At 65.3% G+C, this 21,037-nt stretch carries 26 protein-coding genes; 15 read left to right on the forward strand and 11 right to left on the reverse strand.

What is annotated here, in order from left to right; all coding sequences use genetic code 11:
• Positions 1 to 4 precede the first annotated feature (4 nt).
• Positions 5 to 214, reverse strand: a complete 210-nt coding sequence (locus tag S2M10_RS12465) for a hypothetical protein (protein WP_245653543.1) — start codon at positions 212 to 214, stop codon at positions 5 to 7.
• Between the two features lie 115 nt (positions 215 to 329).
• On the opposite strand from S2M10_RS12465, the gene S2M10_RS12470 reads away from it, so the two are divergent.
• Positions 330 to 1,064, forward strand: a complete 735-nt coding sequence (locus S2M10_RS12470) for an ABC transporter ATP-binding protein (RefSeq protein ID WP_168846364.1) — start codon at positions 330 to 332, stop codon at positions 1,062 to 1,064.
• A complete protein-coding gene (locus S2M10_RS12475; RefSeq protein WP_348770594.1) occupies positions 1,061 to 2,506 on the forward strand; it encodes a hypothetical protein in 1,446 nt (481 codons plus the stop codon). The genes S2M10_RS12470 and S2M10_RS12475 overlap by 4 nt, the downstream gene beginning before the upstream one ends.
• Before the next feature lie 15 nt (positions 2,507 to 2,521).
• Here the strand turns inward: S2M10_RS12475 and S2M10_RS12480 are convergent, their stop codons facing one another.
• A complete protein-coding gene (locus S2M10_RS12480) occupies positions 2,522 to 3,076 on the reverse strand; it encodes a hypothetical protein (protein WP_168846365.1) in 555 nt (184 codons plus the stop codon).
• Between the two features lie 248 nt (positions 3,077 to 3,324).
• Between S2M10_RS12480 and S2M10_RS12485 the strand changes: the two genes are divergently transcribed.
• Positions 3,325 to 4,323 (forward strand): phosphatase PAP2 family protein, encoded by a 999-nt coding sequence (locus S2M10_RS12485; RefSeq protein ID WP_247650784.1) that lies wholly within the window; start codon positions 3,325 to 3,327, stop codon positions 4,321 to 4,323.
• Positions 4,324 to 4,335: 12 nt separating this feature from the next.
• On the opposite strand, the gene S2M10_RS12490 is transcribed toward S2M10_RS12485, so the two are convergent.
• A complete protein-coding gene (locus tag S2M10_RS12490; RefSeq protein ID WP_168846367.1) occupies positions 4,336 to 5,247 on the reverse strand; it encodes a LysR substrate-binding domain-containing protein in 912 nt (303 codons plus the stop codon).
• Positions 5,248 to 5,352: 105 nt separating this feature from the next.
• On the opposite strand from S2M10_RS12490, the gene S2M10_RS12495 reads away from it, so the two are divergent.
• The 12 genes from S2M10_RS12495 (at position 5,353) to S2M10_RS12550 (ending at position 16,012) form a co-directional block, all read left to right on the forward strand.
• The gene (locus S2M10_RS12495; protein WP_168846368.1) at positions 5,353 to 6,198 is read left to right on the forward strand and encodes an oxidoreductase; all 846 of its coding nucleotides are present in this window, start codon (positions 5,353 to 5,355) and stop codon (positions 6,196 to 6,198) included.
• A gap of 465 nt (positions 6,199 to 6,663) precedes the next feature.
• Positions 6,664 to 7,593 (forward strand): antitoxin Xre/MbcA/ParS toxin-binding domain-containing protein, encoded by a 930-nt coding sequence (locus S2M10_RS12500; RefSeq protein ID WP_168846369.1) that lies wholly within the window; start codon positions 6,664 to 6,666, stop codon positions 7,591 to 7,593.
• Positions 7,590 to 8,129 (forward strand): RES family NAD+ phosphorylase, encoded by a 540-nt coding sequence (locus tag S2M10_RS12505; protein WP_211091028.1) that lies wholly within the window; start codon positions 7,590 to 7,592, stop codon positions 8,127 to 8,129. The genes S2M10_RS12500 and S2M10_RS12505 overlap by 4 nt, the downstream gene beginning before the upstream one ends.
• A 1,031-nt stretch (positions 8,130 to 9,160) precedes the next feature.
• Positions 9,161 to 9,439, forward strand: a complete 279-nt coding sequence (locus tag S2M10_RS12515) for a hypothetical protein (protein WP_168846372.1) — start codon at positions 9,161 to 9,163, stop codon at positions 9,437 to 9,439.
• Positions 9,423 to 9,572: a hypothetical protein gene (locus S2M10_RS12520; protein WP_211091032.1), complete on the forward strand. Its 150-nt coding sequence runs from the start codon at positions 9,423 to 9,425 to the stop codon at positions 9,570 to 9,572. Before S2M10_RS12515 ends, S2M10_RS12520 begins: the two co-directional genes overlap by 17 nt.
• Before the next feature lie 15 nt (positions 9,573 to 9,587).
• Positions 9,588 to 9,863, forward strand: a complete 276-nt coding sequence (locus S2M10_RS22695) for a hypothetical protein (RefSeq protein ID WP_247650785.1) — start codon at positions 9,588 to 9,590, stop codon at positions 9,861 to 9,863.
• A 62-nt stretch (positions 9,864 to 9,925) separates the two neighbouring features.
• Complete coding sequence (locus S2M10_RS22700; RefSeq protein WP_247650786.1) at positions 9,926 to 10,453, forward strand: CsgG/HfaB family protein; 528 nt, start codon at positions 9,926 to 9,928, stop codon at positions 10,451 to 10,453.
• A gap of 593 nt (positions 10,454 to 11,046) precedes the next feature.
• Positions 11,047 to 11,736 (forward strand): ParA family protein, encoded by a 690-nt coding sequence (locus S2M10_RS12530; RefSeq protein WP_168846373.1) that lies wholly within the window; start codon positions 11,047 to 11,049, stop codon positions 11,734 to 11,736.
• Complete coding sequence (locus tag S2M10_RS12535; protein WP_168846374.1) at positions 11,733 to 12,011, forward strand: hypothetical protein; 279 nt, start codon at positions 11,733 to 11,735, stop codon at positions 12,009 to 12,011. The genes S2M10_RS12530 and S2M10_RS12535 overlap by 4 nt, the downstream gene beginning before the upstream one ends.
• A gap of 249 nt (positions 12,012 to 12,260) precedes the next feature.
• Complete coding sequence (locus tag S2M10_RS12540) at positions 12,261 to 13,943, forward strand: Mu transposase C-terminal domain-containing protein (RefSeq protein WP_168846375.1); 1,683 nt, start codon at positions 12,261 to 12,263, stop codon at positions 13,941 to 13,943.
• Positions 13,940 to 14,863, forward strand: a complete 924-nt coding sequence (locus tag S2M10_RS12545) for a TniB family NTP-binding protein (protein ID WP_168846376.1) — start codon at positions 13,940 to 13,942, stop codon at positions 14,861 to 14,863. The genes S2M10_RS12540 and S2M10_RS12545 overlap by 4 nt, the downstream gene beginning before the upstream one ends.
• Before the next feature lie 3 nt (positions 14,864 to 14,866).
• Entirely contained in the window at positions 14,867 to 16,012 is a 1,146-nt protein-coding gene (locus tag S2M10_RS12550; protein WP_168846377.1) for a TniQ family protein, read from the forward strand.
• A 146-nt stretch (positions 16,013 to 16,158) separates the two neighbouring features.
• Here the strand turns inward: S2M10_RS12550 and S2M10_RS12555 are convergent, their stop codons facing one another.
• The 8 genes from S2M10_RS12555 to S2M10_RS12590 all read right to left on the reverse strand — a co-directional run bounded on the left by S2M10_RS12555 (position 16,159) and on the right by S2M10_RS12590 (position 20,930).
• A complete protein-coding gene (locus tag S2M10_RS12555) occupies positions 16,159 to 16,926 on the reverse strand; it encodes a hypothetical protein (RefSeq protein ID WP_042469218.1) in 768 nt (255 codons plus the stop codon).
• Between the two features lie 5 nt (positions 16,927 to 16,931).
• The gene (locus S2M10_RS12560) at positions 16,932 to 17,147 is read right to left on the reverse strand and encodes a hypothetical protein (protein ID WP_183988991.1); all 216 of its coding nucleotides are present in this window, start codon (positions 17,145 to 17,147) and stop codon (positions 16,932 to 16,934) included.
• A 40-nt stretch (positions 17,148 to 17,187) separates the two neighbouring features.
• Complete coding sequence (locus S2M10_RS12565) at positions 17,188 to 17,457, reverse strand: HU family DNA-binding protein (RefSeq protein ID WP_042469217.1); 270 nt, start codon at positions 17,455 to 17,457, stop codon at positions 17,188 to 17,190.
• Between the two features lie 207 nt (positions 17,458 to 17,664).
• Entirely contained in the window at positions 17,665 to 18,441 is a 777-nt protein-coding gene (gene arsH / locus S2M10_RS12570; protein WP_042469215.1) for an arsenical resistance protein ArsH, read from the reverse strand.
• Positions 18,441 to 18,875, reverse strand: a complete 435-nt coding sequence (gene arsN2 / locus S2M10_RS12575) for an arsenic resistance N-acetyltransferase ArsN2 (protein WP_042469214.1) — start codon at positions 18,873 to 18,875, stop codon at positions 18,441 to 18,443. Before arsN2 ends, arsH begins: the two co-directional genes overlap by 1 nt.
• Entirely contained in the window at positions 18,872 to 20,158 is a 1,287-nt protein-coding gene (locus S2M10_RS12580) for an arsenic transporter (protein ID WP_042469213.1), read from the reverse strand. Before S2M10_RS12580 ends, arsN2 begins: the two co-directional genes overlap by 4 nt.
• Complete coding sequence (gene arsC, locus S2M10_RS12585; RefSeq protein WP_042469211.1) at positions 20,158 to 20,586, reverse strand: arsenate reductase (glutaredoxin); 429 nt, start codon at positions 20,584 to 20,586, stop codon at positions 20,158 to 20,160. Before arsC ends, S2M10_RS12580 begins: the two co-directional genes overlap by 1 nt.
• Positions 20,587 to 20,597: 11 nt before the next feature.
• The gene (locus S2M10_RS12590; protein ID WP_042469209.1) at positions 20,598 to 20,930 is read right to left on the reverse strand and encodes a metalloregulator ArsR/SmtB family transcription factor; all 333 of its coding nucleotides are present in this window, start codon (positions 20,928 to 20,930) and stop codon (positions 20,598 to 20,600) included.
• Positions 20,931 to 21,037: the final 107 nt, after the last annotated feature.

The following is a 21,037-nucleotide window of genomic DNA, read 5'->3' on the forward strand; positions in this document are numbered from 1 at the left end:
GGCGTTAGCGACGGCTGCCGAGCAAGGCGATTTCCGCGACCCGCAGGCTGAGCTGGTCCGCAGCGGCGGCGTCTGCATCGCCCCATGCGAAAGCGGGGCGTGCATTGCCCAGATCCGCGCGTACGCGCTGCGCCACGCGCTCCAGTTCATGTGGTGTGGGCGGCCGCCCTTCGGCGATGCAGGCGATCACTTCGGGCGCGATCGTGCTTGGCATTGCGAACATCCTTACCCCTCCCGGTCCATGGCGGAAGCTGGGGACGAACGAGAGAGAAAAAAGGTCCATGGCGGGGCGCTTGCGACGAACCGCGCGGGCGCTAGGATCGGCACCGATGTCCATTCCCGCGCTTCGCATCGCCGGCCTGCAAAAATCCTTTGGCAAGCCCGTCATCACCGGCCTCGACCTCACCGTGGGGGCGGGGCAGCTCTATGCGCTGCTGGGACCCAACGGCGCGGGCAAGACGACCACGCTGCGCATGGCGGTGGGGCTGACCGAGCCGGATGCGGGCAGCATCGAGATCTTCGGCGTCGACGCGCGAGCACGCCCACAGGAGGCAAAGGCGATCACCGCCTGGCTGCCCGACGAACCGATGCTCTACGACAAGCTGACCCCGGCGGAATATCTGGGCTTCGTCGCGGGGCTCTGGCGGATCCCGCCGGACCGGGCGGCTCCCGAAGCCGAGCGACTGCTGCGCTGGCTGGAGCTGTGGGAGGTGCGCGACACGCGCTGCGAGGGCTTCTCGCGCGGCATGCAGCAAAAGGTGGCGCTCGCCGGCGCGCTGATTCACGATCCGCAGCTGCTGATCCTCGACGAGCCGCTGACCGGCCTTGACGCCGCGATGGCGCGCGCGGTGAAGGACGCGCTGCGCGCCGCGGTCGACCAGGGCAAGACGGTGATCGTGACGACCCATATCCTGGAAGTGGCGGAGCGGCTGGCCGACCGCATCGGCATCATTGCCGGCGGCAAGCTGCTGGCCGATGGCACGCTGGAGGATTTGCGCGCGCTCGCCGGATCGGACGAGGCGACGCTGGAAGATACCTTCATCCGCCTGACGAGCCGCCCGTGATCGGCTGGGCGATGCGGCGCCTGCCGCCCGGTAGTCTCGTCTGGCTGACGCTGCACGAACTGCGCGGCAATCTGCGTGCCACCGGCCGCAGCCGCATGGGGCAGATCCTGCTCGCGCTGGTGCTGCTCGGCTATACCGCGCTCGGCGTGGGGCTGGGCCTGTTGCTGGCGGGGGAGCAATGGCGGGTGGACGGGGTCGCGCGGCTGGTTGCGCTGATCGCCTCGATCCTGCTCTTCACCTTCATGACCACCCAAGCGCTGCTCGCCAGCCAGCGGACGCTGTACGAGGCGGGCGACCTCGACCTGCTATTCTCCGCGCCGCTCGATCCGCGCACGGTGGTGTCGGCCAAGCTGCTGGGCATCGCCGGCGGGGTGATGCTCACCTTCTCGATCTTCCTGTTGCCGATCCTGTTGCCGGTGGCGCTGCTCGGCCATCCCGAGCTGCTCGGCGCCCTGGCGCTGCTGGTGGCGCTCGCCTGCACGGCGGCGTGCCTGGGCCTGGGGGTGACGCTGGTGCTCGCGCGGACCGTGGGGCCGCGCGCCGCGCGCACGCTGGGGCAGATTCTCGCGGCGCTGACCGGTGCGAGCCTCTTCCTCGTCACCCAGATCCTGAACCAGCAGGACGATCGCCGCGAGTCCGGCACGGTGCTGCTGTTCGAAGCCCTGCGCGACCGCGGCTATGGCAGCAGCGGACTGAGCAGCCTGCCGGGCCGCGCCGTTTTCGGCGATCCGCTGGCGATCCTATTGCTGCTCGGTGGCGCGCTGGGGCTGTTCGCGCTGGCGGGCTGGGGAATGCGCAACGCCTTTCTTCGCAGCTATCGGGCGGGCGGCGCGCGACCCGCATCGCGGCGCGTGGCCAAGGGCGGCATCGCACGGCACTTCTATCGCGGGCTGTTCGCCACGATCTTCTCGAAGGAATTGCGGCTGCTGCTCCGCGATCCGGCGCTGATCTTCCAGTTGCTGCTGCGGATCGTCTATCTCGCCCCCATCCTGCTGATCGCCTTTCGCGACGGCCGCACGCTGCCGCTGGCGCCGACATTGGCCTTTACCAGCGTGGTCATTGCCGGGCAGCTCGTCTCCAGCCTCGCCTGGCTCGCCGCCTCGGCGGAGGATACGCCCGACCTGCTCAAGGTCGCGCCCGTCGCCAAGGACGATCTCGATGTTGCCAAGCTGCTGGCGGCAATGGCGTTGGCGGCACCGCTGGGGCTGCTGCTGCCGATCGCGATCGCGCTGGAGACGGTGGCGGGCGCGCTGGTCACGTTGCTGTTCACCGCGGGCGCGGGCGGTGCGGTGGGCTATCTGGAGGTCGCCCATGCCCAGCCGGCGCCGCGCGCCACCTTCCAGCGCCGGCAGAAGGGCGGCGGGATCGTGCGCAACCTCGTCGAGTTCGTGATCGCGCTGATCCTCGGGCTGGTCGCCGGCGTGGTCGTCTATTTCCTCTAAGGGAGACCGTGCCGCTCAGCCGCTCGGCTGGAGCGCGCGCCGCGCCTCCTCGGTCACCGCATAGACGGCGTGGCGCTGCGCCCCGCGATTGTGGTGATCGACGCGGAACCCCTGATAGTGCCGCCGCACCAGCCCGGCGCGTACCAGCTCGGACACGGCGCGGCTGACATTGGTGCGGCCGGAAAGGCGGATGCGATGCTGCACTTCGGCCTCGATCGCTGCCTGCGCTGCCGACGGATCCGCGGGCAGGGTGCCGGCCTTCTCCAGATCGGCGCGGGCGCGTGCCGCCAGGCCCAGTCGCCGGGGGTCGCGCCGTGCCACCGGCGACAGCGCCTCGCTCAGCCAGTCGCGGACCAACAGGCGACGGCCTTCGCGCTCGATCCAGGGACCGGCCCAGCCGGTGCGATCGCTCGCCTGGGCGATCAGCTGGAGCACCATGAAGCTGTAGCGCGGCCGCTCGCAGGTGGCGCTGAGCCGATCGAGCACGGCAGGCAGGTCCAGCGCTGGGGCGGGGGAGGCCGCGTCCGGCCGGACGCAAGGGGCGGCGGCAAAGAGATCGGGCTGGAACATAGCGGGAATCTAAGCACATCGCGATTCGCCTGTGAATCCCTTGCGTGCGCTGCGGTGCAGTTGGACCAGCCATGGCACTTTGCCGTCGGCCGGCAAATCGCCAGCCGTGACACTTTACCCGGCGGCAAAGTGCCATACGTGGCAGACTTTGGCGGGCTAGGCGCGGCCATTAGGGGGCGCTAGGGTCGGTGACGGCGCGCGGACAGCAATGGCAGGCGGGTCGTCCCGCATTCTCGACGAGCATGTCCTTGACCGATCCGCACCGTTTTCTCGCCCTTGTCGCACCGACCGCACTGCTGCCTCAGGCGTGTGCCGATCCGCACGCCGCCATCGGCTTCTCGGGCGGGCAGGTCCGCGCGGCGGTGGTCGCTGCAGTAGCGGCCTGCGCATCGTTGCTATGGATGGCGGGGCTGACGATCGATCCCTTCGCGCGCAGCAACATTCCCTATTACAGCATTCTGGCGATGGCCCCCCTGCTGCGGCTGGGGTGCCTGCGCGATGGCCGGCGCTGGAGCATCGTGCTGGCCCAGCTGGTGGAATATTACACGCTGTTCATGGCGATGGCGCTCGTTGGGGCGATCAGTTCCTACCCGATCGCGGCAATGAGCCAGGGCTTCGCCGATGCGGGCCTGCAGCGGGTGGACGAAATGCTTCAGTTCGACTGGCTGGCCTGGTATCGGCTGGTGGCGGCGCATCGCACGCTGCAGCTGCTCGGCATCGCCGCCTATCAGAGCATCTTTCTGACGCCTGCGCTGCTGCTTGGCTGGTTTGCCGTCACCGGGCAGCGGCGGGAGGCGCATCGCTTCCTTGCCGCCTTTGCGATCGCGGCGGCGCTGACCCTGGCGATCTACAGCCAGATGCCGGCGGTGGGGCCCTTCTCCTATCTTTGGCGCGGGCCCATCCCCTATATGCCGGTGAGCGAATTGTGGCAGCCGGACCTGATCCCGGCGCTACGGGCGCACATGCCGACCGTCATCGATGTGGGTCAACTGCGCGGATTGGTCTCGGCGCCGAGCTTCCACGCTGCCTCGGCGACGCTCTACATCGCGGCCGCCCGGCGCTGCGGCCCGCTGCGCTGGTGGCTGACCGCAATGCCCTGCGCGATGCTGCTGTCCACGCCCGTGGAAGGTACGCACTATCTGATCGACCTGCTCCTCGGCGCGGGCGTTGCGCTGGTCGCCTGGTACTTCGCGGCGCTGCTCATGCGCTGGCGGGTGCGGACCGCGCACGGCAGGGAGTCGCAATAGGTCCGGGGCACGCTATCGGGGGAGCGGCGTCACGTTGGACCGGATCAGATCGATGACGGTACGCAGGGCGGGTGCCATCTGGCGCTGCTGCGGGTAGCAGAGATAATAGCCGGGAAAGGGGACCGACCATGTCTCCAGCAGCGGAGTGAGCGCGCCGCGAGCGACTTCTTCGGCGACCGATTCCTCCTTGAGGAAGGCGATCCCGATACCGGCAAGGGCGGCCTTCATCATCACCGCGCGGCTGCTGGTGATGAGCGGCCCCGTCACCGCCACCGAAAACCAGCGCCCCTGATCGAAAAATTCCCAGGCATAGGGCTGGGGCTGCCCCGGCCAGCGCCAGCGGATGCAGCGATGCTCGAGCAGATCTCTGGGTGTGTCCGGAGCGCCATGCGCGGCGAGATAGGCAGGCGCGGCCACCGCAAGTTGACGGATGTCGCCGCCCAGCCGGACGGCGACCAGATCCCGTTCGATCACCTCCCCGATCCGGATACCCGCGTCGAAGCCGCTGCCGACCAGGTCGACCACCGTGTCGTCGACCGTCAGATCGAGCGTGATGTCGGGAAAGTCGTGCGCCAGCTTGGGCAGCATCGGTACCACAAAGCTGTCGGCGGCGGCATGAAAACAGTGGAGGCGCACCGTGCCCGCCGGCCGGCGGGCGGCGCTGCGTGCCTGGGCGAGCGCGCCGGTGAGGCTGTCGATCGCCGGGCCGACCTCGGCGAGCAGCGTGTCCCCGGCCTCCGTCACCGCTACGCTGCGGGTCGTGCGGTGTAGAAGCCGGATGCCGAGCCGCGCTTCGAGACCGCGGATCAGCTGGCTCAGTGCGGAGGGCGAGACGCCCAGCTGCTCGGCCGCCCGACTGAAGCTGCGATGCTCGGCCACCGCGGCAAAGGCACGTAGCGCGCCGAATTCGCTCGGATGAATCATGCCGCCCACCCAAACATTATGAAGCCTACCTTACAAGCCCGGGTAGCAGCCCGGCGATGATGATGCCGAACCCGCAGACTAGATCGGCGCTGAAGGAGAATGGCAATGAAGACATGGTTCATCACCGGCATTTCGCGCGGACTGGGCAAGGCGTTGGCCCAGGCGGCGCTGTCGCGCGGCGACACCGTCGTGGGAACGGTGCGGGAAGGCGCGCCGGAACTGGCTACGGGGCAAGGCAAGCTGCACGTCCTCACCGTGGACCTGACCGACGCGGCGGCGATCACGCCGGCCGTTCGCGCCGCGTTCGAACGTGCGGGGCGCATCGACGTGCTGGTCAACAATGCCGGCTACGGGCTGCTGGGGGCACTGGAGCACGCCACCGATGCCGAGTTCGAGCGGCTGTTCGCGGTCAACGTCTTTGCGCCGTTCGCCGTTATCCGCGCGGCGCTCCCCCAGCTTCGTCGGCAGGGCAGCGGTCATATCCTCAACATCACGTCGATCGCGGGCCGCGCGCCGGCAGGTTCCTCCGGCCTTTATTCCGCGACCAAAGCGGCGCTGGAAGGGCTCACCCAGAGCCTCGCACAGGAAATCGCGCCCTTCGGCCTCAAGGTCACCGCGATCGCGCCCGGCGCCTTCCGCACCGACTTTCTCAGCGATCATTCGATCCAGCGCAGCCGGGGCGGCGAGGATTATGCGCAAAGCGTCGGCACTGCCGTCGCGCGGCTCGATGCAATGGCCGGGCGCCAGATCGGCGATCCCGACCAGGCGGCAGCGGCGATCCTCGCGTTGGTGGATGTGGAAAATCCGCCGCTCCACCTGCTGCTCGGCAGCGACGCGCTGCGACGGGCGCGCGAGAAGCTCGACGCGGTGATTGACGAAATCGATCGCTGGGAGACGATCACTCGCTCGACCGACCATCGTGAGGCCCCATCCGCCGTTCGCACTGGCTAACAGAACCAGATGGACGCTCTGGCGCCGGGGCGTCCATCTGACACGATCGGTTCAGTGAAGGCATGGCTGTGCCATTTGTACGTTGCGCTTACACCCCCACGGCCCGCGCCGAATTGATAATATATCTTATGTTAAATCAATCACTTACCAGATTTAGTGGCGAGGCATCTGGCTGGTTGACCTAAGCGGCACCCTGACCATCGTCATCTAACGGTGCCAAAGGCGCAGACGGATTGTGGAGTATGCCACGCGCGATCGCAACCTTCGTGATGCGCCTCGCCAAAGGCTACCCTCAGCGGCCCCAGCGAGCGACGCTACAGTTTTTGGGAGGGCTCAGATTGACATGGTGCCATCTGGCACTAGGTCTCAATGAGAGATCTGGAGCGTGACATGAGGAAATTACCGAACGAGCCAGTGCGGGTTGCGACCTGGACCCCGGGGGCCAGAGCTTTCCACGGGGGTCCCTTGATCTTGTTCGTCCCGCCCGATGCTTCGCAATCCGAGGTTCTGCGGCGATCCATCGCAGTATGCGAAGCCGACGGCACCTTTGGCGGATGGCTAGAGCCCGATTGTCAGCCTGGTCGAGCATCCTACTGCATGTGGGTTGCAAAACCGGCCGGTTCCCCACGAGGCAAGCAGTTCGAGCACCTGGAGGAGGCGGTCCGCCATTTGAGCCCCAAGCATGCGCTTGGCGGGAGCACTCTTGATGTCGACGTCCTCTCCTTATGGACTCACCTGTCCTCCAGCCGTCATTTTACGCCCCGTGTGGCGATCGATAAGCTGATGGCCTCGCTCGACGGGGCTGCCGAGACTGCCGAAACAAGCGGCAACGAAGTTATGAGGCCGCCTGATGAAGAGCGGTTCGCTTCGCCGGAACCGATCCCGGAAGAAAGCCGGCTCGCGCTTCTGGAGAGGGCAGCGCGTGCGCCGAACGAAAGTCAGGACCCGATGACCGCCTTAAAGGTCAAGGTTCGTGATGATGCGATCGCTCTCCTAGGTGGCGAGGCCGTGCTAGGCCGGGCAGTGCGGAGCGACGAGGATTTAGTCCAGGCAATCGCAAGCGGGTTCCCGTCCCAAGTCTTGCGTGCCCTCCAAGATGCCGGTCTTCCGCACAAGGCTCTTGAGCAGGTCATAGCACCTAGACGCACCCTCATGCGTCGACGCGGCCAGGAGCAACGCCTCACCCGGCCCGAGTCCGATGCTGCTTGGCGTCTCTCGCACGCGCTTGTGCTCGCACGGGACGTGCTGAACGGCACGAAAGCTGCGGTGGCTTGGCTTTCCCGGCCCAAGACAGCTCTGAATAACCGAACACCACTCGATCTGCTCGAAACGTCGGTCGGTTCGGCGCATGTGGAGCGGTTGCTTCGCCAGCTGGAATGGGGTGACGTCGCGTGACCCCAACTCTACCGTCAACGGTTTACCGTGTTACCCGCGTGTCCTACGCGCGGTCGACGGCTGAGGCGCTGTCGGGGGTCGGTGGCCTGCACGATGATGGGCGTTGGCATAGCCAGGGCCATCGGATCGTTTACACAGCGCAATCTTCGACGCTCTGTCTGCTCGAGCGTTTGGTGCATGCCGACGAATGGATCGCCGATCGGCACCCCGATCGTGTGGTGCTGTCCATCTCGGTCCCGCCTATCAGCTGGACGGGTTTCACCGCCCAGGAGCTGGCAGGCCGTGATCCAAACTGGCGATCAGAAGGCAGCGTATTGTGCCGGTCGCTGGGGGACACCTGGCTTCAATCAGCCTTGTCCTGTGCCTTGATGGTCCCGTCAGCCGCAAACCCTGGCGACTACAACGTGCTTTTCAATCCAGATCATTCCGAGTTCGTTACGGTGCTAAAAGCGAATACAACGCTCGACAGCGCCCCGTTGGAGCTCGACGAGCGTATCGTGTCTTTGGCAAGAGCACGCCGGGCAGCAGGCGCATAGACAGACCTACCTTCAAGCAGTGCGGCTGACTAGTTCCCCGTTTTAGCGCAAAAGCTCATGTAGCCATCGAGCATCGGGCCTCCTCCATGGCGCGACCGGGTTGGCCACGACCAGATTCATAGACCTGCGGTTTCGTCCAGCGACGATCACACGGCATCAGCGACGGCCGGCGCCATATACCTGCGCCCGGCGATCAAAGGCTACACGCGATCCCTCCAGGATAGCACATGCAAGCTCGCAGGTCGGCGGATGATCGATCGAGCGGCGACTGATCAAAGGCCGCAAGACATGGCGTTGCTAGCGCCGCTTAACCCTACAAAATGCCAGCGCGTTAATAGGTGTGTTAAATCAATGACCTATTAGGTATCGGACGATATATCTATCCTGCGGCCTGAGCGCCAGCCCGATCTTCTGCTCGGACACGACAACCATCGGCGCCTCGTGCCGGGCGACGCGTTGCTCAGATCAAGCCCCTACCGTCCCATTTGCGCAGCCCTTTTGACGTCCGGCACCGATCGAACCGAATTCCACTCGCTATCGGCGATACGACAAGCCAGACTGATCGGATATGACGACCAAAGGACGCATCTCTCCTACACTGAACATCCACGGTCTCGTTCGAACGGGTCCGGTCAGGATCAGCCGACGCAAGCAGTCGCTCATCCTCGCGATGATCAACGCTGGCTTTCTCGACCAGCAGATCCACGCTTTCTTCAGCCAGCCGGGCGGCGACTTCAATCACAACAAGGTCGCAACGTTGACGGAAGCGCCTAGACGGACGCTGCCTCGACGACCTCCGCCGCGGTCGGACCACCCCGCCCTTCCGCCGTCGTCCAGTAGCGCGGCGGCAGGCTCGCCTGCTGCATGACCGCGGTCAATCGTGCGTCGGGTCGCCTGGTTCGCCCTTGCGGTTGGGCTATTCACATTCGCTTGGGCGATCGGGTGCGCGATCGTGGGATCGGAATGGGCGGGCAAGGGCCCAGTGTTCGAGCCGCCGGCATCAACGCCCGCGTCGAAAGGGGAATCGTCCTATGTCGCTCGATAGCCTTCCAGACGCGCTGGCCTCGCCGGAGTTTGCCGACACCCTGCGCAGCAAGGCAGGTGAACTGATGGTCACGCATCCCGCCGCGGCGACCTACCTCGTACTGGCGGCGGCATCGATCGCGCCGACCTGCCCCGACGAGCAGCTGGTCGCCGATCATTATGCCGAGGTGGCTGCCCCCCTTACCGAGCAGCTTGCCCGCCTTCACCACCGGCGCACGGCCGTCGCGCGCTGGCCTTTGCGGAGGCGGCGTGATGGGGCTCTATGATCGTGATTACATGCGCGAGCGCTACCGCCAGCGGCAAGGGCTAGATCCGGGCAAGGTCCAGTGGAACGACCGCGCCGCCCGCGCCGACCTGCCGACCCGATCAGACCTGTTCAATCCCAACCCCCTTCGTTGACCTTGGAGATCGTCAATGCGCACTACGTTTTCGCTTCTTCTCACCGGCCTCGCTGTCGCAGCGGCCGTCTGCCCGGCCACAGCACAGCGTCTCGGCAAAGGTGGCGTCGGCGTTGACGAAACGACGGAGGTGCCGCGCTGCGACCGGCCGACCGGCACGATCGTGCTGGTAGAGGAGCAGAGCGCGGCGACGCCCAGTGATGAGCTTTCCCCAGGAATGCGGGCCTTGGTGCGCCTTGCGGAAGCCCAGAACGGTGGAGGTGGTGAGCGGATCGACCCCCTTCCCTCCTGAAGCTCCTCACGGCCCAATCGAACTGCTTTCAGGTTCTGGATCGCGGTCGTGGCTTCGACGCTTTGCAGCGGGAGCGGGAGCTGGCCGCAGGCGGCTCGGATGCGGGAGCGTCCAACCAAGCGACATTGAAAAGCGCCGATTACCTCCTGACAGCGAAGGTCCTCTACACAGACGGCAACGCAGGCGGACGCGGTTTCGGCGCTGGCAGTCTCCTGCCAGGCGCGTTCGGTCTGAAGCAGAAGACCCTCGAAAGCCAGACCATGCTGACGCTGGTCGAGGTTCGTACCGGCATCCAGCAGGCGATCGCGACCGGCTCCGCCCGTAAGAAGGACCTCTCATTCGTCGGTGGCGGTGCGCTGACCGGCGCAGGCATCGGTGCGCTCGGGGGTACTTATACCAGCACCGACGTGGGCAAGATTACCACGCTTGCGCTTCTGGACTCGTTCCGGAAGCTCACGTCCGATGTGAGGGCGCGCTTGGAGCATCCTGTTTCGATGAACCAAGGCGCGCAGCCCGTGCAGCCGCGGATGGGGGCGGTCCCTTCTACTCCGGATCCAGCCTTGGAGCGCGCCACGGTCCCGCATCGATAAAGAAGAGGGGGAGGATGGAGGCGGGGGCTTGCGAGGTGCAGGTCCTCCCCTGCCCCCGGAGCCCGGCTATGAATGTCCAGACAGACCTATTCGGCGAGCGAGAGATTTCATCAGAGCGGCTCGCCGAGCCCCCTGCCCCTGCCAGCGCGTCCGTTCGCACCCTCGCCATGCCGTGCGGGTTCATGAACAACAAGAACAAGCCCTGTCGCAGATTGGGTGGAAGAGCCGTGATCCTCGATGGCTCGCCGTATGTCTGCCGCGGCATCGCTATGGTTCATTGCGACCCAGATTGCTTTCGTACCGACTCGATCCCCGTTACCTCGTACAGCGACGACGACATTGAGTGGGATCGACCGTAGGTCTAGCAAAGGCTAGCCCATGCTAGCACCTCATACCCAATGATATGCCAGCCTAGCATAGCATATCTAACGATATGCTATCCTATCGTATTGTGCCATAGCGAAGCTTACGCTAGAGAGGCATAGCCTATCATACGCCTTGATAAGCTAGGATAGGATGCCGTATTCTACGGCACGGTAGGGCATCATCGCGATTGCTAGCCTTGGCTAGCTGTTGCTACAAAGGAATGGCGTGTGGCAGTCGTTACGTTTGCAAACTCAAAGGGCGGTTCGGGGAAGACCACATCGGCCCTGATCCTTGCTTGCGAGCTGGCGGAACACGCCAGCGTATGCCTGATCGACGCTGACCCGCGCCGGCCTCTCACGACGTGGGCGAAGCTGCCTGGGAAGCCCGAACGCCTGACCGTGGTGACCAACGCGTCGGAGAAGACGATCCTCGACGAGATCGACGCGGCAAGGGCCGACAACCAGTTCGTGATCGTCGACCTGGAAGGGACCGCATCTCGCCTAACGAGCTACGCAATCAGCCAATCGGACATGGTCGTCATTCCGATGAAGGAGCAGCAGCAGGATGCGCTCGCCGCGATCGATGTCATCCAAGAGCTCAAGCGGGACATGAAGGCGGTACGCCGTACCATCCCATTCGCCGTCCTATTCACGCAAACCAAGGTCGTGGCGAAGTCGCGCACCGCCAGGTTCGTGTCCAACCAGTTCAAGGCGAATGATGCGACGCCCGTGTTCGCCACAGAGATCCATGAGCGCGACGCCTATTCGGCCCTCTTCTCGGTTGGCGGCGGCCTGCGGAGACTGTCGGGCCGGGACGTCAATAACCTCGAAGCCGCGATCAGAAATGCCGCCGATTTTGCGGCCGAGGTCGTGACAATGCTCCGCGCCAACGGCGCCAATCAGAAGAGGGTGGCATGACTGACTCCGCTCGCAAGGCGCTCGACTTTGGCGGCTTGGACGATTTCCAGCCGACACGGCCGGCCGAACGACCTCAAGCCACGGCGGAGGAACAGCGCCGCGTGGTGGACCGTGCTTCGACGTTTCCGAGCCGCGAGCCCGAAGCGGAAGGCCAGCTCAACATTCGCGCGCCCAACGACATGCTCACGAGGTTCAAGGCGGCCGCGAAGAAGGACCGCTACACCTACGGCGCTTTCCTCGAGATCCTGCTCAACAGTTACGAGGAGCGGGCTTAGCCGGTCCGGTCCGGTCCGGTCCGCGCTCGAGTTCACTGGATCGTGTCCGCCAAAACCGGTTGGTAGTAGCGATAACTATGATTCCCGCTAAAAAGATGCTGGCCGAAATTCGGGGGCTTTGTCGGTTCTCCTGAAAGGGTGGACTCGCGGCTAGATTACCGCTGGGCGACGACCTGCACCTGAAACAGTGGACATTGTTCTCGAAACAGCGGACGATCGCCCAGCTGGGACCAGCCGAGGCGTCGTGCCATGCGAACCGCGGACCTGAGGACGGCGAGCGACGCCGACTGGGCGGAGGCGCATCGCCGCGAGAAGATCATTCGCCCGCTCGCCTTGATGACGCGCGTGCCCGGCGATGTGGCCGCCAAAGCCATGGTCCAGCTGGAACTCGGCCGCGCTCGCTTCCACAAGCTCCTGCAACTCTACCGAGCCTCGCCCGCTGCGGCGTCACTGCTGCCGCGACCGCGAGGAAGGGAGAAGGGGGAGCAGCGGCTCTCGGCCGCGACTGAGCAGCTTATCGCTCGCGGCATCGCTGATTTCCACCTCACGCTCGAGAAGCCCAGCGTTCAGGCGCTCCGCCGCTGGCTGCGACACGAAGGAACGAAGATCGGGGTCAAGGTGCCCAGTACCAAGGCGATCCAAGCGCGGTTGGACCGGCTCTCTCCCCAGATCGTTACGGCCCGCAGACAGGGCGCCAAGGCAGCCGCTGACAAGTGGGAGCCAACGCGAGGCGTGCTCGAGGCGGCCTACGCGCTTGAGCTCGTCCAGTCGGACCACACGCTGGTCGACGTGATCGTTGTCGACGACCTGTACCGCAAGCCTATCGGCCGGCCCTGGCTCACGCTGATGATCGACGTGGCGAGCCGAACCGTGCCCGGCTTCCACCTCGACATGCTGGCGCCGTCCGCTGTTTCGGTCGGCATGTGCATGCGACACGCCGTTCTCCCCAAGCGGGACTGGCTGGCCGAGCGGAGCATGAAGGCACCGTGGGACAGCCAGGGGCTCATGGATCGGCTGCACGTCGACAACGCGCGTGAGCACCGCTCAGACGCGCTGAAGCGCGGCTGCCGAGCTCATTCGATTGCGCTCGAATATCGGCCGGTGCGTCGGCCGCACTTCGGCGGTCACATCGAGCGGCTGATTGGCACGATGATGGGGGCCGTCCACCTCCTACCCGGAACAACCTTCTCTAACGTCGCCGAGCGTGGCGACTACGATGCGGAAGGTGAGGCCTGCATGACGCTGAGCGAGCTGGAAGTCTGGCTCGCCGCGCAGATCATCGGCCCATATCATGCGGAGCGGCACCGCGGGATCGGCATTCCGCCCGCCCTTGCTTGGGCCGAGGGGGTGGAACGACGCCCGGAGCTGGTCCGCCTTCCGGCCGACGATGCCGCGTTCCTGTTGGACTTTTTGCCCTGCGAGCTGCGCGCCGTGACACCACACGGCATCGAGCTGTTCCGCACACATTACTGGGATGATGCCCTATCCTGCTGGTACACGCGGCCGGGGCAGACGATGCCGGTGCGCTGGGATCCCCGCGACCTTTCGCGCATCTGGCTCGAACTGCCGCACGGCGAGCACCTCGAGGTGCCCTACCGCGATCTGCGGCGCCCCGCGATCACCCGATGGGAACAGAGGGAGGCGGTTCGCACCCTGCGAATGCGCGGCCAGCAGGCTGTCGACGAGGCGCTGATCTTCCAGGCTGTAGAAACGCAGAGGCTGATCGTCGCAGACGCGGCGCACAAGACCAAAGCCGCGCGGCTCGCGCTTCAGCGGACCAAAGCGGCCCTGCGCGACGCTCGACGTGCGAGGGATGGCAGCGAGCTACCGCTCGAGCAGGTAACCCCCGCCGTTGGTTTATCTGCGGTCCAGGAGAGGACGGGCGGCGATCAGCAGGCGCTTCCGTATCTTGTCGAGGAGATGCCCCGATGAGCAACCTCTCCCACCTCGCCGATGGTTATCGCGATCGTGCGCTTTGGCCCGACGCCGACCGGATCGCCTGGATCCGCAAGGACCGGTGGCTCGGCTTTCCGAAAGCGGAGACGGTGCGCAAGACGCTGGACGCGATGCTGCGCTATCCGCCGCGCACGCGCATGCCGTGCCTGCTGATCTACGGCCAAACCGGCATGGGCAAGTCGCGCATCGTGGAGCGCTTTGAGGCAGAGAACCCGCGCGGGTTCAACGAGGCGATCGGCGTGGCGACGATGCCGGTCGTGGGCGTCCAGCTTCCACCGCAGCCGACCGACGGCGAGTTCTACGGCGAGGTGCTCGAGAAGCTCGGCGCCGGCTTCGCCGGTCGGGGGGACACGCAGCGTGCGCGCCTCCTGACTCGCCGGCTGATGGGGCAGGTGGGTGCTCGCATGCTGATCCTGGATGAGATCAACCACATGCTGGCCTGCACGCCGCGCCAGCAGCGCATCTTCCTCAACACGCTCCGCTACCTCGCGAACGACCTGCAGATCCCGCTCGTCTGCACCGGCAACCACGAGGCGCAGGCTGCGCTGCTCACCGATGCGGCGCTCGCCGAGCGGTTCGATGCGGTCGAGCTGGCTCGGTGGCAGAACGACGAAGCGTTCCGCCTGTTGATGGTCACGCTGGCTGCGATCCTGCCGCTTCGGAGACCTTCACAGCTGGAAGAGGAGCGTTGCCGCACGTCGGTACTCGATCTCTCCGACGGCAATACCGGGCGCATCTTCCGCCTCGTCGAGACTTTGGCTGTTCGTGCGATCGAGAACGGCAGCGAATGCATCGAGGCCAGCGACCTCGATGCCGACGACCTCATGCTGCCGTCGGTCAGCATGAAGGTGATTGCTCAGCGCCGAGGGCGGGCACGGGCCAGGGAAACGGTCTGAGCCGTGCCGGGCGCGCTGCCGATCGCTCCACGGCCTCATTCTGACGAGCTCATCTCCTCCTGGCTGGCGCGCATCGCCGCTTGTTACGAGGTGTCCATCACTGAGTTGCGGCAGGAGCTATCCCCGGACAGTCCAGGCACCAAGGTCAGAGCGGACGTAGGATGGAAGGGGTCGGAGGCGAATTCCGCGGCGCAACGGCTCCGCGTCGATCAGGATGCGATCATGCGCCTCAACCTGAAGCGCCGCTGGCCGTGGCTGGTGACCGCCTGGTTGCCACGAACCGACGGAAAAGGGCGAGCGCGAGGCGAGCTCGATCTCGCCTGGTGCCATGTCTGCCTTGCCGAGGGCCACGCCACCGGTGGCGCCTACCTCGATGCCGAAGCGGCGCTCCCGCTCATCTTCTGTCACCGGCACGGCACCTGGCGGCAGGACTTCTGCCGCCGCTGTCAGCCCCACCATGAGCCCCGCTTCAGCTGGCGGAGCCGGATCGAGTTCACCTGTGCCGACTGCGGCGTACCCCTCAGAACAAACTATTGGAGCGGCCCGAGACCCGCGTCCGACTGTGGGTCGGAGGAGGTGTCCGGCGCCTTGAACCTGCTGGTCGCCTTCGATGGCGAGTTGCGGAAGGCGCTGCTCCGCAGGTCTGCGTCGCTGACCGGGATAGGGCAGGTCTCGGCTCGGCAGTTCCTCGCCGTGTTGGACGGGCTCACGCGAGCTTTGCTCGCGCCCGACATCAACCGCACCAGCCGCATCAACTTGTTCAACAGCCCGCTGCTGCCGAACATGCCAAATCACGAGCCGCAAACCTGGGAAGAGCAGCCCTTTCACGAGCTGTCGCCTGCATATCGTGCTCACGTCTCATCCGCTGTCATCGGACTGCTGTCGGACGAGCCGGTCAGCCGCCTGATGTCGGGCGTCAGGCCCGCTTACAAATGGCAATCGCTCGAATGGCTGCTCTCCACCACGCCCAAATGGGTCCAAGCGATGTTGATCCAGAACTGCAAGGACTGGCCGGCACCGCTGCGCGTTCGCGTTGGCCTGCACCATAGTCGAACTGGGCTGGACGTTGCCGACATTTTGGCGCAGTTTCTCGCGTGGCTCGCGGAGGAAGAGCAACGCCAGCGCGAGCGGGTGTCGCTGATCGGGTGAAGGCGCCGGAGGGGCCTAAATGCTTACGCCGATTAGCAAATCTGGTAGTTCGATAATAAAGATTATGTTAAATGCAGAGCTTTTTGGATTTAGACTTTATGGATGGAGACAGGTCTGACGGACGTCTGACGATCTCGAACGCCGCGTTATGAACCCGCGTCTTCAGCCTCGATTGCCGCAACATCCATGTCTGGCGCCCGTACTACCTCAAGCGCGACGTTGGCGATCTCGACCGCGGTGATCTGAAGCTGCGTGATCGGCGTCGACGGCGCGTCCACACGCTCGAGGCCGTTCTCAGATATCTTGACGAGGAATCGGTCGACGTCGTTCAGGACGACGAACCTGATCGATTGTTCCTCGTCCAGCGCGAGCTGCTGGACGGTGCCCTCGTATGCGATCGTGAAGCACTCGTGGCTCGTCTTTGTCAGCACATAGGCGACGACAAACGAGTCTCCCTTCTTGACCGCTTGGACGGCCGGGTTGAGCCAGCCGAACGCGATCGCGTCGGTCTTCCCGCTAACTGCTTCCCGCTGCACCAACCAGTGCGCGATCGAGCCCGTCGCGGCTCCGATGAGGAGCATCGCGAAAAGCCACATTTCCAGCGCGAGGTCGGACGCATCGCGTGCCCCAGCGCCGCCGCGGGCGAGCGCGCGATAGATATTTGGATCGAAGCCGGGGTCGAAACAGACGCTTGTCGCCCGGCACCATGCCGCCTGGGCGGCGAAGAAGCCGGTTCCCAGAAGGTGCCCTGCGATGGTGCCGAACACCACGATGAACAGCGTCACCGTAGAGTTCGGCCGGTCCGGGGTTGGGCTGAGGAAATCGGTGCGCTCGCCGACGCGCCACCCTGCCCAGAAGCAGAGCCCCAGGAAAAGCAGCAGCAGTGCGAGGAACAGCGAGTAGCTGAACGTCACGGCCGTTACGCCGTGGCGGGAACCGCTACATCCTTGCTGTCGCGGTCACCGCCAGCGCTTGGATCGACCACATATACGCCGTTCTCGACGCGCGAGGCCTGACGCACGGCCGCCCACGTGCCGAACCTCCCCTTCACCTGCCGGGCCAGCCGCATAGATTTGGCAGTGTTCACGCGCCTGTCATTCTCCAACGCCTTAGATAGCGAATAATTCGTGAACATCCAACACGTGGCCGGGCGACGCCGGCCGGTGCTGTCGAGCCTACAGTCGGTCCTTAAGCGCCTTGGCCGGCGTGAATGTGATTTTCTTCGACGCCGCGATCGTGATCGCCTCGCCGGTCGACGGATTGCGCCCGGAGCGCTCGGGCGTGTCCTTCACCTTGAATTTGCCGAAGCCGGGAAGCGATATCTCCTCACCCTTGGCGGCCGCCTCCGCGATACCCTCGAGGAGCCCAGCCATGACCTCGAGGGCCTGCTTCTCGGTGACGCCCCGCTTGGCGGCAACGTCCTTGGCCAGATCCTTGGTGTTCATCGTCAAGCACGCTCCCCTTCATCTGTCGCTGTAGCGACCTGAAGCGATAATCGCGTCAGCGCAAGACAGGTAGCGCTCGACGATCCAGCTGACGCCTGGGGAGGCCGGCCACGCAGGTTGAAACCCGTAGGTTTCTCAAAGCGCAGAGCACAAGCCGGATTAGCCGGCGGGACCACATTAGCGTGGCTCGCTTCGGCAAACGTCGCATCAGCCGCCTGCCTTGACGGCGTGCCGGCCACGCGGTTTGGCCGCAATCGCTATGCTCGACAGATCGGTCGCGCGGTCGATTGGCACGCCCGCCGCTTTCCGCTCTGAGTAGCGATCAACAAGCTGAACCGCGTGCGGGCGCAGCAGCACCGTGAACCGCACCAGTTCCTCCATCATATCCACGATCCGGTCATAGTAGCTGGACGCCTTCATGCGCCCCGCGTCATCAAACTCGTTGAACGCCTTGGCAACGCTCGATTGGTTCGGGATCGTGATCATTCGCATCCAGCGACCCAGCACGCGCAGCGTGTTGACGCTGTTGAACGATTGCGATCCGGCCGACACCTGCATGACCGCCAGCGTGCGCCCCTGTGTCGGACGCATCCCGCCCATAGAAAGCGGCAGATGATCGATTTGAAGCTTCATAATGCTCGTGATCTGGCCATGCCGCTCCGGGCTGCACCACACCTGCCCTTCCGACCATAAGGACAGCTCGCGCAGCTCGTGGACGGCCGGATGGTCGTCGCCAGCATGTTGGTCAGGCAGCGGCAGGGTCGATGGATCAAAGATGCGCGTCTCGCAGCCGAAGAACCGGAGCAGGCGTGCCGCTTCCTCAACGCACAGCCGGGAGAAGGACCGTTCGCGCAGCGAACCGTAGAGCAGAAGGATACGCGGCGCGGGATCGAGCGGGCCGAGCCTCACGGCGGGTCGCTGGATGGCATAGGCCGGATCGAGCGCCGGCATGATATTGGGATCGGCGAGCGTGCGGAGCGGCATCAGAGGGCTTTCACGAGGTAGGCGGCCGACGCGGGGCACAGTGCGGTGAATTCGCGCGATGCGGCGATGGCCGAGGGAGCAGCGCCGCGATCGGCATCGGCATAGCCGAGCGCCCGGAAGAATGGTGCGGCCGTGGTCGTCAGGAGGTGCAGGCGCTCCACCCCGAGGTCGTGCGCCTGTCGTTCGAGGGCGGCGACCAACACCCGCCCGAGGCCATGTCGACGTCGATCGGGGACGACGACGATCGAGCGGAGCAAGCGGTCGGACCCTTCTCCCTCGAGCCCACCGAAACCGACGAGGCTATCGGCCTCAATCCGGATGATCAGGCGGCCGGGATCGGCGATATCGGCACTCGGCAGGTCCGCGGCATCGAGCAATTGTGCCAAGCCAGCCAGACCGGCAGGTTCGAGCAACGTGGCGACCGTTCTGGTCATGCGATGCTAATCCTGATTGCAAGCGCCGCGAGCGTGATGAGCAGCACCGGTACGGTGAGCGTGACGCCGACACGGAAGTAATAGCCCCATCCGATCCGCACGCCCTTTTGCCCGAGGACATGGAGCCAGAGCAGCGTCGCGAGTGAGCCGATCGGCGTCAGCTTGGGGCCGAGATCGCAGCCGATCACATTGGCGTAGATCATCGCTTCCTTGATCGCGCCGCTCGCGTGCGTGGCGTCGATCGAGAGCGCGCCCACCAGCACCGTCGGCATATTGTTCATAACCGACGACAGGACCGCTGCGATGACGCCCGTTCCTAGCGCCGCGCCCCACACGCCGCCTTGCGCGGTGCGATCCAGCAGTGCTGCCAGATGGTCGGTCAGGCCGGCGTTTCGCAGGCCATAGACGACCAGGTACATGCCGAGCGAGAAGATCACGACCTGCCAGGGTGCGCCGCGCAGCACCTTGGCCGTTGGGATCACATGGCCTCGCCCCGCGATCACCAGCAGCAGGATCGCGCCGGCAGCGGCGACGGCGCTGACAGGGACGCCGAGCGGTTCGAGCAGGAAGAAGCCGGCGAGCAGCAGTGCAAGAACGATCCAGCCCGCGCGGAATGTCGCGGCATCGCGGATCGCGTCACGCGGCGCGCGCAGCGCGCCTACGTCATAATCCGCCGGTATGTCGCGCCGGAAGAACAGCAGCAGCGCGCCAAGCGTCGCTGCGATCGACACCAGGTCGACCGGCACCATCACGGACGCATAGTCGCCGAACCCGATCCGGAAGAAGTCGGCCGACACGATGTTGACGAGGTTCGACACGACCAGCGGTAGGCTGGCGGTGTCGGCGATGAACCCCGCCGCCATGACGAACGCCAGCGTCGCCTTGTCGTTGAAGCCCAGCGCCCGCAGCATGGCGATGACGATCGGCGTCAGGATCAGCGCCGCGCCGTCGTTGGCGAACAGCGCGGACACCGCCGCACCGAGCAGCACGATCAGAACGAACAGCCGGCGACCATGCCCCCTCCCCCAGCGCGCGACATGGAGCGCCGCCCATTCGAAGAATCCGGTTTCATCGAGGAGTAGGCTGATAACGATGATCGCGACGAACGCGGCTGTTGCGTTCCAGACGATGCCCCACACCACCGGCACGTCGGACAGCGTGACGACGCCTGCAAGCAGCGCCACGACGGCCCCGCCCATCGCGCTCCACCCGATCCCGAGGCCTTTGGGTTGCCAGATGACGAGCGCGATCGTCGCAACGAAGATCAGGACAGCAAGGAGCATCAGGCGACGCGCTGGCCCGATGCGTCCACCACTTGCTCGCCGTCTTCCTTTGCGAACGCTCCGAGCTGATTGGTCGGCAGCAGGTCGAGCACGGCTTCGGAGGGCCGGCAGAGCTTCACGCCGAGCGGCGATACGACCAGCGGCCGGTTGATGAGGATCGGATGCGCCATCATCGCGTCCACCAGCGCGTCGTCGGATAGCGACGTGTCGCCCAAGCCCAACTCCGCATAGGGCGTCCCCTTCTCGCGCAGCAGTTCGCGGGGTGTCATGCAGGCGCGATCGATCAGCTCGACCAGCAACGCGCGGGCTGGAGGGGTTTTCAGATACTCGACCACGTGCGGCTCGATGCCGGCGTTGCGAATAAGGCCGAGCGTGTTGCGCGACGTGCCGCACTCGGGGTTGTGATAGACGACGACATCGACGGCCACAGGGCGTCCTTTCAGCAGCAGGGGGTGAGTTCGGCGACGAGCGGCGCGCACAGCTCCGCATTGCCGGCGCAGCAGTCCTTGACGAGGAACAGCGTCAGCGCGCGCAGGCCGTCCAGATCGACACGGTAGATGATCGAGCGGCTATGCCGTGCGGAGCGGACCAGGCCAGCGCGGGCGAGGATGCCGAGGTGCGCCGACAGGGTGTTCTGCGGCACGTCGAGCTGACGCGCGATATCGCCGGCAGCCAAACCATCCGGTTCGTGCCGTACCAAGAGGCGGAACGTGTCAAGGCGCGTTCCTTGTGCAAGAGCACCCAGCGCCGAGATGGCATCCTCGTTTTCCATATATCCAGCATAATGGATATGCTTGGTGTGTCCAGCCCCGTATACCCTGCCTTACCGGTCGTTGGCCGGGATGGTTGGGGCCAGGGCTTGGTTGATGCGACAAGCAG

Source organism: Sphingomonas sp. S2M10, from assembly GCF_012650175.1.
Lineage (GTDB): Bacteria > Pseudomonadota > Alphaproteobacteria > Sphingomonadales > Sphingomonadaceae > Sphingomonas.

Excerpts from the sequence above, each read along its gene's own strand:
- S2M10_RS12465 (WP_245653543.1), bottom strand. The coding sequence starts at position 214 with ATGCCAAGCACGATCGCGCCCGAAGTGATCGCCTGCATCGCCGAAGGG.
- S2M10_RS12470 (WP_168846364.1), top strand. The coding sequence starts at position 330 with ATGTCCATTCCCGCGCTTCGCATCGCCGGCCTGCAAAAATCCTTTGGC.
- S2M10_RS12480 (WP_168846365.1), bottom strand. The coding sequence starts at position 3,076 with ATGTTCCAGCCCGATCTCTTTGCCGCCGCCCCTTGCGTCCGGCCGGAC.
- S2M10_RS12490 (WP_168846367.1), bottom strand. The coding sequence starts at position 5,247 with ATGATTCATCCGAGCGAATTCGGCGCGCTACGTGCCTTTGCCGCGGTG.
- S2M10_RS12495 (WP_168846368.1), top strand. The coding sequence starts at position 5,353 with ATGAAGACATGGTTCATCACCGGCATTTCGCGCGGACTGGGCAAGGCG.
- S2M10_RS12515 (WP_168846372.1), top strand. The coding sequence starts at position 9,161 with ATGTCGCTCGATAGCCTTCCAGACGCGCTGGCCTCGCCGGAGTTTGCC.
- S2M10_RS22695 (WP_247650785.1), top strand. The coding sequence starts at position 9,588 with ATGCGCACTACGTTTTCGCTTCTTCTCACCGGCCTCGCTGTCGCAGCG.
- S2M10_RS12535 (WP_168846374.1), top strand. The coding sequence starts at position 11,733 with ATGACTGACTCCGCTCGCAAGGCGCTCGACTTTGGCGGCTTGGACGAT.
- S2M10_RS12540 (WP_168846375.1), top strand. The coding sequence starts at position 12,261 with ATGCGAACCGCGGACCTGAGGACGGCGAGCGACGCCGACTGGGCGGAG.
- S2M10_RS12545 (WP_168846376.1), top strand. The coding sequence starts at position 13,940 with ATGAGCAACCTCTCCCACCTCGCCGATGGTTATCGCGATCGTGCGCTT.
- S2M10_RS12560 (WP_183988991.1), bottom strand. The coding sequence starts at position 17,147 with ATGTTCACGAATTATTCGCTATCTAAGGCGTTGGAGAATGACAGGCGC.
- S2M10_RS12565 (WP_042469217.1), bottom strand. The coding sequence starts at position 17,457 with ATGAACACCAAGGATCTGGCCAAGGACGTTGCCGCCAAGCGGGGCGTC.
- arsH (WP_042469215.1), bottom strand. The coding sequence starts at position 18,441 with ATGCCGCTCCGCACGCTCGCCGATCCCAATATCATGCCGGCGCTCGAT.
- arsN2 (WP_042469214.1), bottom strand. The coding sequence starts at position 18,875 with ATGACCAGAACGGTCGCCACGTTGCTCGAACCTGCCGGTCTGGCTGGC.
- S2M10_RS12580 (WP_042469213.1), bottom strand. The coding sequence starts at position 20,158 with ATGCTCCTTGCTGTCCTGATCTTCGTTGCGACGATCGCGCTCGTCATC.
- S2M10_RS12590 (WP_042469209.1), bottom strand. The coding sequence starts at position 20,930 with ATGGAAAACGAGGATGCCATCTCGGCGCTGGGTGCTCTTGCACAAGGA.